Origin of the sequence: Clostridium sp. 19966 (genome assembly GCF_032335695.1) — a bacterium.
Taxonomy (GTDB): Bacteria; Bacillota; Clostridia; order Clostridiales; family Clostridiaceae; genus JACTOJ01.
The window spans coordinates 1-16,672 of the sequence record NZ_JACTOJ010000022.1 but is presented as its reverse complement, the minus strand read 5'-3'; the positions used below and the strand labels follow the sequence as shown (position 1 = coordinate 16,672).

The 16,672-nt window shown below is 33.8% G+C and carries 9 protein-coding genes; 7 read left to right on the top strand and 2 right to left on the bottom strand.

Annotated features, from left to right (window positions below; translation table 11 throughout):
* Nucleotides 1-21: 21 nt before the first annotated feature.
* The 5 genes from IAI10_RS18830 (at nucleotide 22) to IAI10_RS18810 (ending at nucleotide 12,770) form a co-directional block, all read left to right on the top strand.
* The gene (locus tag IAI10_RS18830) at nucleotides 22-1,227 is read left to right on the top strand and encodes an aspartate kinase (protein WP_315674901.1); all 1,206 of its coding nucleotides are present in this window, start codon (nucleotides 22-24) and stop codon (nucleotides 1,225-1,227) included.
* A gap of 55 nt (nucleotides 1,228-1,282) precedes the next feature.
* Nucleotides 1,283-2,578, top strand: coding sequence for a diaminopimelate decarboxylase (lysA, locus tag IAI10_RS18825; protein WP_315674849.1), 1,296 nt, complete (start codon nucleotides 1,283-1,285; stop codon nucleotides 2,576-2,578).
* A gap of 340 nt (nucleotides 2,579-2,918) precedes the next feature.
* Nucleotides 2,919-3,311, top strand: a complete 393-nt coding sequence (locus tag IAI10_RS18820; protein WP_315674848.1) for a hemerythrin family protein — start codon at nucleotides 2,919-2,921, stop codon at nucleotides 3,309-3,311.
* Between the two features lie 224 nt (nucleotides 3,312-3,535).
* Nucleotides 3,536-12,295, top strand: coding sequence for a GH36-type glycosyl hydrolase domain-containing protein (locus tag IAI10_RS18815; RefSeq protein ID WP_315674847.1), 8,760 nt, complete (start codon nucleotides 3,536-3,538; stop codon nucleotides 12,293-12,295).
* Nucleotides 12,296-12,392: 97 nt separating this feature from the next.
* Complete coding sequence (locus tag IAI10_RS18810; RefSeq protein WP_315674846.1) at nucleotides 12,393-12,770, top strand: desulfoferrodoxin; 378 nt, start codon at nucleotides 12,393-12,395, stop codon at nucleotides 12,768-12,770.
* A gap of 77 nt (nucleotides 12,771-12,847) precedes the next feature.
* Here the strand turns inward: IAI10_RS18810 and yidA are convergent, their stop codons facing one another.
* Nucleotides 12,848-13,669: a sugar-phosphatase gene (yidA, locus tag IAI10_RS18805; RefSeq protein WP_315674845.1), complete on the bottom strand. Its 822-nt coding sequence runs from the start codon at nucleotides 13,667-13,669 to the stop codon at nucleotides 12,848-12,850.
* Between the two features lie 233 nt (nucleotides 13,670-13,902).
* Here yidA and IAI10_RS18800 point away from each other — a divergent pair, with 233 nt between their 5' ends.
* Nucleotides 13,903-15,495 carry a peptide chain release factor 3 gene (locus IAI10_RS18800; RefSeq protein ID WP_315674844.1) on the top strand — a complete coding sequence of 531 codons (1,593 nt, stop codon included), beginning with the start codon at nucleotides 13,903-13,905 and terminating at the stop codon, nucleotides 15,493-15,495.
* 26 nt (nucleotides 15,496-15,521) lie between these two features.
* Here the strand turns inward: IAI10_RS18800 and IAI10_RS18795 are convergent, their stop codons facing one another.
* Nucleotides 15,522-15,677, bottom strand: a complete 156-nt coding sequence (locus IAI10_RS18795) for a DUF5670 family protein (RefSeq protein ID WP_315674843.1) — start codon at nucleotides 15,675-15,677, stop codon at nucleotides 15,522-15,524.
* Between the two features lie 232 nt (nucleotides 15,678-15,909).
* On the opposite strand from IAI10_RS18795, the gene IAI10_RS18790 reads away from it, so the two are divergent.
* The gene (locus IAI10_RS18790) at nucleotides 15,910-16,476 is read left to right on the top strand and encodes an ECF transporter S component (RefSeq protein ID WP_315674842.1); all 567 of its coding nucleotides are present in this window, start codon (nucleotides 15,910-15,912) and stop codon (nucleotides 16,474-16,476) included.
* Nucleotides 16,477-16,672 lie beyond the last annotated feature (196 nt).

The window sequence follows — 16,672 nt, the reverse complement described above, 5'->3', positions numbered from 1 at the left end:
CAGCAATCTAGAGGTGATAAATTGAATATTGTAGTACAAAAATATGGGGGGAGTTCCGTAGCTACTTCCGAAAAGATAAAGAAGGTAGCAGAAACTGTTATAGCGAGAAAAGAAAAGGGAAACAGCATGGTAGTTGTAGTATCTGCTATGGGAGATACCACGGACGAGCTCATATCCTTAGCAAAAGAAATAACAGAAAATCCCGATAAAAGGGAGATGGATGCTTTGCTATCCACAGGAGAGATGGTATCAAGTGCAATGCTAGCTATGGCTGTCAATGCCATGGGACATAAGGCTGTAAGCTATAGTGCCTATCAGCTTAATATACAGACCAGAGGACAATATGGCAAAGCACTTATAAAAGATATGGATATTACTAAAATTGTGGAAAGCTTAGAAGAGGACAACATAGTAATAGTAGCTGGATTTCAGGGAGTTAATGATTTGGGAGACATAACTACTTTAGGAAGAGGAGGCTCAGACACCTCTGCAGTAGCTTTAGCATATAAACTTAAAGGAAGCTGTGAAATATATACTGATGTAGATGGCATATATGCCTGTGATCCTAGGAAGCTGAAAAGTGCAAAAAAATTATCCGATATTCATTACGAAGAAATGCTGGAACTAGCAAGTTTAGGTGCTCAGGTTATGCATTCCAGGTCTGTAGAACTTGCAGAAAAATATAATATACCCATCTATGTAGGGTTAAGCTGCAGCGATATTAAAGGAACTATAATAGGAGGGACTAACAATATGGAAACCAAAGCTGTCACAGGAATAGCCACTAGCAATGATGATATTTCGATAACAGTAAAAAATATATCCTCAGATATAAATATTATCTCTGAATTATTTGGTAAAATAGGAGAGAGAAAGATAAACATAGATATGATAAGCCAGACGGCTCCGATAGATGATAAGGTAAATATATCTTTTACTATACCTAAAGAAGATGTTTCAGATTGTATGGAAATACTATATCAATTAGCCTGTAAGGAAAATATTATAATAGATGAAGATATAACCAAATTTTCAATTGTGGGTATAGGTATGAAAACCACATCTGGAGTAGCAGGAAAAATGTTTAGGCTTTTTAGCGAGAATAATATATTGGTTAAAATGATAACTACTTCTGAGATAAGAGTTACTTGTACCATAAAGCGAGAAGATGAGCTTAAAGCAATCGATATAACGGGAGAGGCATTTAATCTTAAAGCATCCATTTAAAACATAGCTATTTTAAGAATATTTAGTTTTAATTTTTGTGATTGGAGGAAGGAAAATGAAGTTATTTGGTACAATGGCCGTAGTAGACAATAAACTTACGGTAGGAGGAGTAAGCTGCAGCAGCATGGCGGAAAGTTTTGGAACTCCACTATATGTATTTGATGAAAATTTATTAAGAGAGAAATGCAGGAGATACAATCAAAGCTTTAAAGCTTCTGAAAAAGGTAATAGAGTGGCTTATGCAGGTAAGGCTTTTCTTATAATGGCTATGTGTAAGCTGTTAAATGAAGAAAATATGTGGCTTGATGTGGTATCTGGAGGAGAACTCTATACCGCTTATAAAAGTGATTTTCCAATGGAAAGAATATATTTTCATGGAAATAATAAAACAATTGAAGAAATTGACATGGGAATAAGATTGGGAGTAGGGAGATTCGTGGCGGATAATTTCTATGAGATAGACAATATAAATGAAATAGCGGCAAAATACGGCGTGAAACAGAAAATTTTATTAAGAATAACTCCAGGCATTGAAGCGCACACTCATGATTATATAAGAACTGGTCAAATAGATTCTAAATTTGGTTTCACAGTGCTTAATAATAAAACTATGGAAGCAGTAAAAAAAGCTTTAGAGCTACCTAATATAGAGCTGGTAGGCCTTCATTCCCATATCGGATCTCAAATATTTGAAATAGAACCCTATAAAGATGAAGTTAAGGTTATGCTCACATTGATTCAAAGTATATATAAAGAGACAGGTCATCTGCTTAAGGAATTAGATTTAGGCGGTGGTTTTGGCATATATTACAGCGAGGGTGACAAGCCAAAGAGCATAGAAGAGTTTTCTAATGTTATTCTAGAAGAATTTGATGAAACCTGTAAGCAGCTTGATATAAATCCTCCGATTTTAACTATTGAACCAGGAAGATCTATAGTTGGAAATGCGGGAATTACTCTTTATACAGTAGGTTCAATAAAAAAAATACCAGAAGTGAGAACTTACGTGGCAGTAGATGGAGGAATGACAGACAATATAAGACCAGCCTTATATAGAGCTGAATATGAATGCGGAATTGCGAACAACATAGAAGGAAGCATAAATGAGAAGGTCACTATATCAGGAAAGTGCTGTGAATCTGGAGATATCTTACTTTCAGATATAACAATTCCTCATGTGAAGAGCGGCGATATATTGTCAGTAATGTCTACAGGAGCCTATGGATATTCCATGGCCAGCAACTACAATAAAATACCTAAAGCTGCAGTGGTTATGGTAAAGGATGGAGAAACCAGATTAGTATGCAAAAGAGAAACTTATGATGATATCATAAAAAATGAAATACTGTAATTTATTCCACTGAGGTAAGAAATAAAAATTAAGACATAAAAGGTAAGAAGTAAGAGCTATGGTTAAAATTCGCTTGAAGCGAATTTATAAATTGAAATCGGCTCTCCAAAGAGACGATTTCTACCTAAACTCTTACCTTTTTAATTTTACCTCTTAACTAATAAACAAATTTCAATTAAAAATAGAAATAATTAGTGCAATAAATTGTTATTGCTTCGATAAAATAAGACTAATTTTTTATGAAACTGTCAATATAATCCGTTTATAATAAAATTTATATAGACGGTTTATGTAAAATAATATATACTCAAATTGAAAAATTAGAGCGGGGTGGATAAATATGTTTGAAATGAAGGAAGAATACAAAACTGGGATAGCACAAATTGATGCAGAGCACACTAAGTTATTCGAAATCGGAGAAAGGGCATTTCAACTGATTAAAAACTCATACAGCCCTGATAAATACGATGATATTGTCAGCATAGTGTATGAATTAAGAGAATACGCCCAGATACATTTTAAAAATGAAGAAGAGTACATGAAAAGTATAAACTATAAAAAACTTTTTACTCAGGTCATAGACCATCAAGAGTTTATGAATAAAGTAAACTCCATTGATTTTAATAAACTAGATCATAATCAGGATGAGTACTTAATGAATTTGTTAGAATTTGTCGCAAAATGGCTTACGGACCATATAATCGAAAAGGACTTACTTATAGCTGAAAATTAATAAAACATATAAAAATAGCTGTTTGGACTAACCTAAGTTAGCTGCCAGGCAGCTTTTTTTATATATTCACTCCATATTTTAGATGAGGGTTGATTTTTACACTGATTTAAAATATATCCTTTCATATAAATAATTAAAATACTGTTGGGTATACTAAATAAAAAGCAATAAAGCGGTTATTCATAATAATTTGACGTTATATTATTGGGGAGTGTGATTAAATAATGTACCTATATATTTTACTGCTGGTATCTATTGCATTTGTGTCCATATATATAATATGGATTCGCCGTGAAGAAGAAAATCAGAATATCATGGAAGATATACCTAGCATTTATGTTAATAAGGATGACATGGAGAAGCATGCATTAAAAATATCTACATACTATTCCGAAACAAAAAAAACAGCTTACAGAAGAAAGCTTATAAAGAGCCTAGATGAAAGTTATAAGAAGATAATAGAAGGTCACGATTACATAGATAAAGAAATAGATGAAAAATATGATATGGTTCCAGCAGCGGAATGGCTTTTAGACAATCTGTACTTAATACAAAAGGAATACAAGGATATAAAGAGCAGCATGCCATCCAGCTACTATAGAAATTTGCCAACTATAAGCAAAGGAATGATGAAGGGATATCCTAGAGTTTATCATATAGCTATAGAACTAGTGTGCCATACGGATGGGCTTATAGATGAAAACGTGATTGAAGCCTTTATTGGAGCATATCAGAAAAATACCATATTGAGCAGCGGTGAACTTTGGGCTCTCCCTATAATGATAAGAATAGCCTTGATACAGAATATAAGCCAAATAGTAAATAAGATAGTATATGCTATAGAAGAGAAAAAAAGGGGAGAGCAGTTTGGGGAAAATATAATAAATGCATATACGGAAAAAAAATTGGATTTTAATTTAGAAAGTTTGAAGAAGAAAAGTATATCTTTCTCATCTCATTTTGTAGAAAGCCTTATAAAAGTCCTTAGAGACAATGGGGTGGACAATGAAAATATATATGCTTGGATAAATGAAAATCTGGAAAGCAATCAGAAAAATCTAGATATGGTTATAAGCGGAGAGCATCAAAAGCAAGCAGGTTTTCAGCTGTCCTTGGGTAATAGTATAACATCAATCAGAAATGTGACTTCTTTAAATTGGAAGGATACTTTTGAAAGGTTAAATTATGCAGAAGCTATATTGAGAGCTGACCCATCAGGGGTTTATGCCAATATGGACTTTGAATCTAGAGACTATTACAGACATAAACTGGAGATGCTGGCTAGAAAATTTGGAGTGGGTGAAGCCTATGTCGCAAAAAAGGTATTAGAATGTGCAAAGGAAGGTATAAAGGATTATGAAAAGCATATAGGATATTACATAATAGATAATGGAGTATATAAGCTGCAAAATAAAATAAAGAGCAAAGTAGGGTTGTTCAAAGTTTTTAATAATCTTGAAGGAAAAATTTCTGTAAGATTATATGCTACTATAATTTGTCTTGGAATAGTGTTCTTTGAAGTCCTGATATTAGCCTTAGGCGTAAATGAAGATTCCAATCCGATAGCCTGGAAATATATTTTGGGGGCTGTTTTGCTATTAGTGCCAGCAAGTGAAATAGTGATTTCAATTTTTAATTGGAGTATAAGCCAATTGTTTTCTCCAAGATTTGTTCCAAAATTGTCAATGGAAGAAGGAATACCAGAGGAAAGCAGAAGTATAGTTGTAGTACCAGCTTTAACTGGTGATGAAAAGAAAATAAGAGATATAATAAATGATTTAGAGATATATTATCTAGCGAACCATGAAAAAAATTTATATTTTACTTTATTGATGGATTTTCCAGACAGCGACAAGGAAAAAGAGGAAAAGGATGAGCTTTTGATAAAATCTGGTTTGCAAGGCATAAAAGAATTAAATGACAAATTTGCATTAGAGGGAACTGATATTTTTTATTTCCTATCTAGAAGGAGAATATATAACGATAAAGAAAAAAAATGGATGGGCTGGGAAAGAAAACGAGGAAAGCTCATGGAATTTAATTCCTTTCTGCGAGGAAATAAAAACACTAGCTATGATGTAATAAGCGGTAATATAGAGGAACTTGGAAATATAAAATATGTCATAACTCTGGATGCTGATACTCAGCTTCCACGAGATTCAGCTAAAAAACTTATAGGAGCTATGAGCCATATACTAAATGTACCTTACATACATGAGAATTCTAGGGCAGTAACTAGAGGGTATGGAATAATGCAGCCTAGAGTAAACGTTGGAAGCATAAGCGCAAATAAAACCATGTTTTCTAGAATATTTTCAGGAGAAACAGGGATAGACATATATACTACTGCCGTATCTGATACATATCAAGATATTTTTGCGGAAGGAATTTTTACTGGGAAAGGTATATATGATGTGGATACCTTTGAAACAGTTTTAAAGAATTCTATTCCTGAAAATTTGGTTTTAAGCCATGATTTATTAGAGGGAAGCTTTGGAAGGACAGCTTTAGTTAGTGATATAGAACTTGTGGATGGATATCCAGCCTATTATCATTCCTATTGCAGAAGACTACATAGATGGGTCAGAGGAGATTGGCAGTTAATCCCTTGGCTTATAAAAAAGTCTGCTTTGAATAAATTATCAAGATGGAAGATATTTGATAATTTGCGTCGAAGTCTGCTTATGCCAGCTATAATGCTGCTTTTGATATATGCAATAACTATTATTGACGTGAGAGGGCCATGGGTTGTAGCTACCTTCCTATCGGTGATATGCCCTATTTTATTTGATGTATCAGAGGCTGTGGTAACACCAACTAAAGGAATAAGTCTCACGGGAAAAATTAAAAATGTGGGAATGGTTATTGATCAAGTTTTCTTATTGTTCTGCTTTATACCTTATGAAGCTTACTTGATGATAGATGCCATTGTAAGAACTTTATATAGAATGATTTTTAGTAAAATGAAACTTTTAGAGTGGCAGACCTCTGCTGAAGCTGAAGCAAGAAGCTTAAAAAGTTTTGGAAGCTATATAAAAAGTATGTGGAGCGGATCTTTAATTGCACTAGTATTAGAAATATTGGCTTTTAATAAAGGTTACGCTATAGGTATTTCTATTTTACCTGCATGTATAATTTGGTTTCTAAGCCCAAGTATAGCCTACTACATAAGTCAAGACATAATAGAAGAAAAGCAGGAAACAGATGAGCAAGGAACAAAATTGCTTAGAAGAATCAGCAGAAAAACCTGGGCCTATTTTGAGGATTTCGTTAATAGTGAAAATAATTGGTTAGGACCAGATAATTTTCAGCAGGAACCGCCAAATGGATTAGCAAAAAGGACTTCGCCTACAAATATAGGAATGGCTATAACTTCAAATTTAAATGCCTATAATTTGGGATACATATCCTTTAACGAAATGTCGGATAGAATTGACAAAACTTTAGCTAGCAGTGAAAGTCTTACTAAGTTCAAAGGGCATCTTTACAATTGGTACGATACTGTGTCAAAACAACCTCTGTATCCTAGATATGTTTCCACAGTAGACAGCGGAAACTTAGTGGCTTATATGTGGCTTGCCTATTCCAGCATAGATAAACATAGCAAGATGCCTCTTATGCGAAGGGAATTCATCAGAGGAATAGAAGATACGGCTCTGCTTGCAGAGGAGGAATTTGAAGATAATGTTACTTATGAAAATTTAATTGAAGAAGTAAAAAGATCAGATTTAGACATAATTAGCTGGAAAGAATTCTTAATGAAATTATGGAGTACCCTGCTTAATTATGAAAAAAGTAATAAAGGTAAGAGCTTATACTGGAATGGGAAACTAAAAACTTGCTGCAGCAAGTTTTTGGGAGATATTCAAAGATTTTTTCCATGGGCAGATAAGGCTTCAAGTTTAAATAAGCAATATGATTATTTGAAAAATCAATTGAAGGATATACCATTTTCCAGTCCTTTAAATGAGGTCGCTTATTCATTAAGAAAAGTAGCAGCAAATCTAAAAGAAGGCATTGCAGAAAAATCCGAGGATATAAAGGAAATAATACTTCTCATAGAGAATGGATGTATAGAAATTGAAAAAGAAATTATAAAAAACCGTAATTTATCCTTAAGGTTAAATAAATTTGTCAGCAATACAGACTTTAAAGTTGTGTATGACAGAAAAAAACATTTGTTTTCCATAGGATATGATATAGAAAAGGATGCACTGAATAACAGCTATTATGATCTTCTTGCCTCAGAAGCTAGATGTGCTAGTTTCATGGCTATAGCAAAGGGTGATGTGGATCAGAAGCACTGGTTTAAGTTAAATCGTTCTATGATGAAAGTCGGGAAAAGGAAAGGTCTGATATCTTGGAGCGGCACGATGTTTGAATATTTTATGCCTGCTCTTATTATGAAAAATTATCCTAACACTTTGCTTGATGAAACCTACACCACTGTTGTAGAAGCACAGAAGAGATATTGCAGTAATCAAAATGTGCCTTGGGGAATATCAGAAAGTGCTTTTTATCATTTTGATAATGCCATGAATTATCAATATAAAGCCTTTGGAGTTCCCGGTGTTGGACTTAAAAGGGGATTATCAGGAGAGCTTGTAGTGGCACCTTATGCTACAGTATTAGCTTTAAGTACAGACTTAAAGGGATCTATTAAAAACCTAAGAAAGCTCATAGAAATCGGCATGGAAGGAAGATATGGACTATATGAAGCTGTAGATTTTACAAAAGAAAGATTAACAAAAGGGAAAAATAAGCTGATAGTTAAATCCTTTATGATTCATCATGAAGGCATGAGCCTCATGGCTATGGATAATGTGCTGAATGATAATATTTTAATTGAAAGCTTTCACAGCATACCAATGGTAAAGGCTACAGAATTGTTACTGCAAGAAAAAGTATCTAAGAATATAACCTATGATAAAGAAAAGAAACATGAAGTACATGATGCACGCGAAAATAAACACAGCATGGTGGTAAGATCTTACGATACTGCACTCACTACCACACCTGAAACACATCTATTAGCTAATGGGTCCTATAGCATGATGATATCAAACAGCGGCAGTGGATATGCTAAGAGAAATGACATTACATTATATAGGTGGAGAGAAGATGTAACTAGAGATTGCAGTGGTATGTTTTTTTATGTAAAGAATCAAATGAATAATGATTACTATAGCGTAACCTATGAACCTTGCAATAAAGCTCCAGAAGATTATAATGCAGTTTTTTCTATGGATAAAGCTGAATTTAAACGAAAAGATGGAAACATATCTACTCATATGGAAGTTACAGTGTCAAATGAAGAAGATGCTGAAATAAGGAGAATTACCCTAACTAATCATGGAGAGGAATGCATTTTAGAGGTAACAAGCTATTTGGAAGTAATTTTGGCTACCTACAACTCAGATATAGTTCACCCTGCTTTCAGCAATTTATTTGTGGAAACAGAGTATGTGGAGGATATTGGCTGTATAGTTGCCAGCAGACGGCCCAGAGCTAAAAAACAGCAAAGGCCGTGGATGATGCAGGTTATGTCCTATGAGGGAGAAGCTGTAGGGGGGATACAATATGAAACTAATAGGCTTAATTTCATAGGAAGAGGAAGGAGCATATCCAATCCTTTAGCTTTGGAAAAGGTAAATCTTAAAAATACTGTTGGAGCCGTTCTTGATCCAATCATAAGCATAAGAAGAAGCTTCAGATTGAAGCCTGGTGGAAGTGTAAAAATAGCTTATACCACGGCAACAGCTAATTCCCGAGCCGAGGTAATAGAAATGGCTAAAAAATATAAAGAATTTCAAAATACCACCAGAGTATTTGAATTGGCATGGACCAAAAGTATTTTGGAAATGAAATATATGGGGATAAGATCTACGCAGGTAAATTTATATCAGCTTATGGCATCAAAAATTATATATATCAATACCCAGCTTCACAGCCGCCAGGAAAGCATTAAAAATATCAATAAGCATCAAAGTGATTTGTGGGCCTATGGTATTTCCGGTGATTTACCGATAGTTTCTTTGATTATAAGATATGAGAGAGATATCGATGTTGTAAGGCAGATGTTAAAGGCTCATGAATATTGGGCAATAAAAGGGCTTACGGTGGATTTTGTAATAATAAATTTGGAAGAACCAGGTTATTCTCAGCCTCTGCATAGTACAGTAAGAGATATGATAAATATGAGAAGGAATCAGGCCAGTGCCGCAAGAATCTTTCTTTATAACAGAAGTACTATAGATAAGGATATTGCAGATTTTATAATGGCTATTTCAAGGCTGGTTATAGATGCAGACAAAGGAAGTATAATGAGTCAGATAAGAACTAAAAATGAAGAAGCATTAAATTTTATTAAAGTAGAAGAGGAAGAGAAAAGCGCAGCAGGCAAAGATGCCGTAAACTTTATACGAAGCAGAAGCGGAGAACAAAGTACTATTCAAATTATGGGCTCTAAAATAAAAAATGCGGCAGAAAAAATAGGCAAAATGACATGGAAAAACAGCGGAAGATTTTCTACTGAATTCAGTGAGGAAATTACAGAGATAAGCAGGAGAATATTAAAAGAAAAATTTAAACCTGAAGATTTATACTATTATAATGGCTACGGAGGATTCAGCAAAGAGGATAATAGCTACATCATATTGCTGGATGGAGAAAAAAATACTCCTGCACCTTGGATAAATGTAATATCCAATGAAGAATTCGGCTTTAATGTTTCTGAAAGTGGAAGTGCTTATACTTGGAACAAAAACAGCAGAGAGAATAAACTTACCACCTGGTCCAATGATCCCGTTACTGATTTAGGAGGAGAATTTTTATTTATTAGAGATGAGGAGGATGGGAAGTACTGGAGCATAACTCGCAATCCTGTAAGAGATAATGGAATGTATGTTATAAATCATGGGTTTGGATATTCAAGCTTTATGCATGAGGTAAATGGAATTGAGGGAAGCGAGATAATGTTTGCACCTAGACATGACAGCTGTAAAATATGCATTGTTACATTAAAAAATAAAGGTGAAAAGAGCAGAAAGCTTTCGTTAACATATTATTGCGATATAGTGCTTGGTGTTGTGCCTCAACAAACTGCCCAATATATATACACGGAAATAGAAAAAGATAAAAATTATATATATGCTCAAAATTCCTATAGCCAAAACTTTGGAAAACTAAAAGCTTTCTTGAGTATAAACGGAGGATATGAGGAAAGCTTCACAGGCTCTAGAACTGATTTTATAGGAAGAGGCAATGATTACGATACCCCTGCAGCTATGATGCAGGAAAAACTATCTTCCTTCAGCGGAGCTGGAATGGAACCCTGTCTTGCGGAAAATGTTAAAATTAGTCTGGAGCCAGGTGAGGAAAAGAATCTAATTATAATTTTAGGGCAATATGAAAGCCAAAAAGAAATTGAAAATTCCATTAAAAAATATGGTTCCTATATTTATTCCTTTAATGAACTTAACAATGTTAAAAAATATTGGCAAGACATCTTAGGGAAGATTAAAGTTTCAACTCCCGATAAATCTATGGATATACTGCTTAATGGATGGCTTATGTACCAGACCATATCCTGCAGATATTGGAGCAGAACAGCCTTTTATCAGTCTGGAGGTGCTTATGGATATAGAGATCAGCTTCAGGACTCCATGTCCATAGGAATTTTGGATAGCAATTTTACAAGAGAACAAATTTTAAGAAGTGCATCAAGACAGTATTTGGAGGGTGATGTTCAGCATTGGTGGCATCCTATAGTAGACAGCGGTATAAGAACCAGATTTTCTGATGATTTGCTATGGCTTCCTTATGTTACAGCCGATTATATATTGAGAACAGGGGATTATGGTATTTTAGATGAGTCAGTAAACTATTTAGAAGATGAACCGCTTAAGGAAGATGAAGATGAAAGATATAATATTTCAAGAAAGAGCTCTGTAGAAGGAAGCATATATGAGCACTGCTTAAAGGCAATTGAAAAAGCTCTGAAATTTGGAACTCACAATATACCTCTTATGGGAAGCGGAGATTGGAATGATGGAATGAGCACTGTAGGAAATAAAGGATCTGGGGAGAGTGTATGGCTAGGATGGTTCCTGTATGATATATTAAATAAATTCAAAGAAATCTGCAAATATAAAAAGGATGATATGAATTATCACCACTTTTGTGAAATGGCGGATTTCATAAGAGAAAATCTAGAATCAAATGCCTGGGATGGAGCTTGGTATAGAAGAGCTTACTTTGATGATGGAACTCCATTGGGTTCTATTCAGAATGATGAATGTCAGATAGATTCTTTAGCTCAATCTTGGGCAGTTATAAGCGGTGCAGGCAATAGAGAGAGATGCAAAAAAGCTATTGAATCTGTTGAAAAGCATTTGGTGAAAGAGGATGCAGGAACCATATTGCTTCTTACACCAGCTTTTGATAACTCTTCTTTAGAACCTGGCTATATAAAAGGATATGTGCCAGGAGTTAGAGAAAATGGTGCCCAATATACTCATGCAGCAATTTGGTTCATATTAGCAGAAGCCATGATAAAAAATGGAGATAAAGCGTATAAATTCTTTAATATGATAAATCCAATAAATCACTCAGAAACTCAGCTTGAATGTGAAACTTACAAGGTAGAGCCCTATGTTATGAGTGCTGACGTGTACATGAGGGAACCTTATACAGGAAGAGGAGGATGGTCGTGGTACACAGGAGCCGCTGGCTGGATGTACAGGGTTGGAATTGAGGCAATACTTGGACTTAAGGTTATGGGTGATAAGGGATTCGTGGTAGAACCTCAGATACCTTTTTACTGGGATGAATACAGCATAAAATATGAGAATGGAAACTGTATATATAATATAAAGGTTAAAAGGAATGAGGAGAAATCTGTTGCTTTAGATGGAAAGTTTATTCCAAATGGTGTGATACCGATTTTGGAAAGTGGATATCATAACGTGGATATAAAAATTTAAAAAAATGCAGGAAAATATATTTGTATGAAGAATATAAAATATATTTATATCATATATTTAAAAGTATGCGTTAAATAAAATTAAAGGAGGAATATTTATGGCAAGTAGAGGAGAAATATATAAGTGTCCTGTTTGCGGCAATATAGTTGAGCTGGTTAATGTAGGCGGCGGAACATTGGTATGCTGCGGTAAACCAATGGTTCATGTTGAGGAAAATACTGTTGATGCTGCAGTTGAAAAGCATATTCCTGTAGTAGAAAAGGCAGAAGATGGAACTGTAAAAGTAAAGGTGGGTTCAGTAGAACATCCAATGCAGCCTGAGCACTATATAATGTGGATTGAAGTTATTACTAAAAATAAAGTTTATAAAAAATATCTAAATCCAGGTGAAAAGCCAGAAGCTGACTTTAAAATCGACGGAGAAATAGTAGCGGTTAGGGAATATTGTAACATACATGGATTGTGGAAGGCTTAAGGCATAGCTAAATAAAAAGGAATTGCATGCAAGCAATTCCTTTTTTATCTGGCTCTGTTTTAAAACAGAGCTTTTTATTAAGATGAAACTGGTTCGCTTAGTACAAATTTATCTATAACATGAGCTACACCGTCTTCATCATTGGTAAAAGTTATATAATTAGATGCTTTTTTTACCTTTGTAAAAGCATTTCCCATTGCCACACCAAGACCAGCATATTCAATCATGGCTATGTCATTCTCTGCATCTCCTATGCAGATTATCTCTTCTCTTTTAATATTTAATTTATTTGCAAGGAAATCAATTCCTCTGCTTTTGTTAATTCCTTTTGAAAGAAACTCTAAGAATATATCTGAGCTTCTCATGACAGAATATTTTTCATAGGCTTCTTCTGGGAGCTTAGAGTATGCAGCATCTAAGTTTTCTTTTGAGGCTACCATTAGAACTTTTATTACTTCTTCTTCTGGCTTTATATCATAGAAATCTTTTTCCACCAAATCTATTTTGTTTATTCTTGCTTCGATTAAAGAATATTCATTTATTTTAGGAGTTATACAAAATTCTGGTGAAGTGAAAGCATGTATATCTATATTAAGATTTTTACTTATTTCGTATAAATAATGAAGATCTTCTCCTTTAACGGATATTTCAAATAATATTTCACCGGATTTAGCTGTTTGCACAGTGCAGCCATTAAAGGTTACTACAAATTCATCGTCATTATTTAAGCCTAATTGTTCTATATAACTTAATATTCCATGAACTGGTCTCCCTGTAGCTAAAACAATTTTTACTCCTTTTTCTCTAGCCTTTTTTATAGCATCAAGAGTTTTTTCAGAAATAGTTTTATCGCTTCTAAGTAAGGTTCCATCCATGTCAAGGGCTAATAGTTTATACATTCATATTCCTCCATAAAAGTATTGTATATTTATTTTTAAACTGATATAATTTACTAGTTGTATAGTTAAATATATTAAGAATTGGAGTGGTGTTTACCCATGTAAACCCTCATGGTATTATACCAAAAAATTATTAAATGTAAAAGCAAAATATAAATATTTTAATTTATATATATTGATTATTTGGATTTTGAATTTTAGAACTTAAGCATATAAAAATAGGAGGAAATGTCGTGACAGACTTTATAAGAGAAATAGAGAAAAGAAGAACTTTTGCAATAATATCTCATCCTGATGCGGGAAAAACTACATTAACAGAAAAATTGTTGCTTTACGGAGGAGCTATTAGATTAGCAGGATCTGTTAAAGCAAGAAAAGCTTCTAAGCATGCAGTTTCTGACTGGATGGAGATAGAAAAGCAGAGAGGAATTTCTGTTACATCATCTGTTATGCAGTTTAACTATGATGGATTTTGTATAAATATATTGGATACACCTGGACACCAAGACTTTAGTGAGGATACTTATAGAACTCTTATGGCAGCAGATAGTGCCGTTATGGTAATTGACGCAGCTAAAGGAGTGGAGGAGCAAACCAAAAAGCTGTTTCATGTCTGCAGTTTAAGAGGAATTCCTGTATTTACTTTTATAAATAAAATGGATAGAGAAAGTAAAGATCCTTTTGAATTATTAGAGGATATAGAAAATGTGTTGGGAATAAAATCTTATCCAATGAACTGGCCAATAGGATCTGGAGCAGATTTTAAGGGCGTTTACGAAAGAGAAACCAACAAGGTTCAGGTCTTTGGGGGAGGAAACCATGGTCAGTCAGAGGTTGAATCCGTAGAAGGAAATGTAAATGATGATATATTCAAAGATTTAGTAGGTGAAGCTCTTCACAATAAGCTTATTGATGATATTGAGCTGTTAGATATAGCTGGTGATGATTTTGATTTGAATAAGGTCAGGGTAGGAGAACTTACTCCAGTATTCTTTGGAAGTGCGCTTACTAATTTCGGTGTAGAACCATTTCTTAAGGAATTTTTGAAACTAACCCTGCCTCCTCTTCCAAGAAATTCTGATGCAGGAAAAATAGATGTTTTTGAAGATAAATTTTCAGCTTTTGTATTTAAAATACAGGCTAATATGAATCCTGCTCATAGGGACAGAATAGCCTTTATGAGAATATGCTCTGGTAAGTTTACTAAGGGTATGGAAGTAAATCATGTGCAGGCAGGAAGCAAGATAAGATTAACTCAGCCTCAACAATTTATGGCTCAAGATAGAGAAATCATCGAAGAAGCTTACGCTGGTGATATTATAGGCGTTTTTGATCCAGGTATTTTCAGCATAGGTGATACCTTGTGTGAATCTAATAAGAAGTTTAAATTTGATGGTATTCCTACCTTTGCTCCAGAGCATTTTGCAAGAGTAAGAGCTGTGGATACTATGAAGAGAAAACAGTTTATCAAAGGTATAACTCAGATATCTCAAGAAGGTGCCATACAGGTCTTTAAGGAAATATATGTTGGAATGGAAGAATTAATTGTAGGCGTGGTTGGCGTGCTCCAATTTGAAGTCTTAGAATATAGGCTTAAGAATGAATACGGCGTAGATATAAAGCTGGATAGACTTCCGTTTAGAAACATAAGATGGATAGAAAATGAAAATGTAGATATGGATTCAATAAACATAACCAGCGATACAAAGAAAGTTAAAGATTTAAAAGAAAGAAATCTTTTATTATTCCAAAATGACTGGGGAATTAACTGGGCCTTGGAACATAATAAAGGTATGATACTTTCAGATATAGGTAAAGATAGTTAAACATAAAGCGGCTTAAGCCGCTTTTGTCATTTAACTTTATTTCTTCCGAATATAACATCTACTATAAATATTATAGCAGCAACCACTAGAAGAATATTAATCATTGAACCACCTATCCTAAATAACAATCCGATGATCCAAAAAAATACCACAAATCCGCCAAGCCACCTTAAAAAAACCATGTAAATCCCTCCTTGCACACTAGTCAAGTGAATAATCCAGCTTGTAAATATAGTATTTGCATAATTAAAAAAAATATGAATTATATTTTTTTGCTATCTTGAAACTAATTTAAAGCTTTATTAGTGAATAAAATCATGATTTAAAAGAACTGTACCGATACATTTGCAATATAAATAATTTTTAATATAATAATTTAAATAAGGGTTATATATAAAGTTTGGAGTGATATTAATGGGACAAATTAAGAAAAATTCTATGGCAACAAAAGATATGGTGGAGACAGCGCTAATGGCAGCTATAATTTTTGTAGCTACCTTTGCAATGCAAATAAAGACAGGAAATGGATATATACATCCAGGAGATGCCATGGTTTTTGTTGCCACAATTATTTTAAGCAGAAAAAAGAGTGTTTTGGCAGCAGCCATAGGAATGGGACTTGCAGATTTACTTTCAGGTTATGCTGTTTGGGCTCCTTTCACTTTAGTGATAAAAGCTGTAATGGCTTATATAGCAGCAAGGATTGCCCATAGAAAATATAACAATGGCACGAATATTGCTAATAATGTTTTTGCTTTTATAGTGGCTGGTGTATGGATGGTGGCAGCATACTTCGGAGCAGGAATAATTGTAGATATTATTTTATCTAGTGGACAAATGAGCATATATGCCGCTTTATTAGATTGTGCTAAAGGTGTAATTGGAAATGTTATACAAGCAGGTTTTGGAGTTATAGTAGGAACTATTTTGAGTCAAATACTTATAAATGCTCTTAAAATAAAAACCAGTAAGAATAATTAGAGCCTAGTTTAAATAAGAGTTGGTTTTTATACTAAATCAAAATAGAAACAAATAATAAAGAGAGGATTTTTCCTCTCTTTAACTCTTTGTGCAACAAAGTAAACCACTTGCTAAGCAAGTGGAAGAAAAAAGGCTTATGCCGTTGAGTAGAAAAAAACTCCTATGTTAAAATAAATGCAGGTCTAGCCAACCGCAA

Coding starts and splice junctions, on each gene's coding strand:
- IAI10_RS18795 (WP_315674843.1), bottom strand. CDS start 15,677: ATGGTTTTTTTAAGGTGGCTTGGCGGATTTGTGGTATTTTTTTGGATC.
- IAI10_RS18790 (WP_315674842.1), top strand. CDS start 15,910: ATGGGACAAATTAAGAAAAATTCTATGGCAACAAAAGATATGGTGGAG.
- IAI10_RS18815 (WP_315674847.1), top strand. CDS start 3,536: ATGTACCTATATATTTTACTGCTGGTATCTATTGCATTTGTGTCCATA.
- yidA (WP_315674845.1), bottom strand. CDS start 13,669: ATGTATAAACTATTAGCCCTTGACATGGATGGAACCTTACTTAGAAGC.
- IAI10_RS18820 (WP_315674848.1), top strand. CDS start 2,919: ATGTTTGAAATGAAGGAAGAATACAAAACTGGGATAGCACAAATTGAT.
- IAI10_RS18810 (WP_315674846.1), top strand. CDS start 12,393: ATGGCAAGTAGAGGAGAAATATATAAGTGTCCTGTTTGCGGCAATATA.
- lysA (WP_315674849.1), top strand. CDS start 1,283: ATGAAGTTATTTGGTACAATGGCCGTAGTAGACAATAAACTTACGGTA.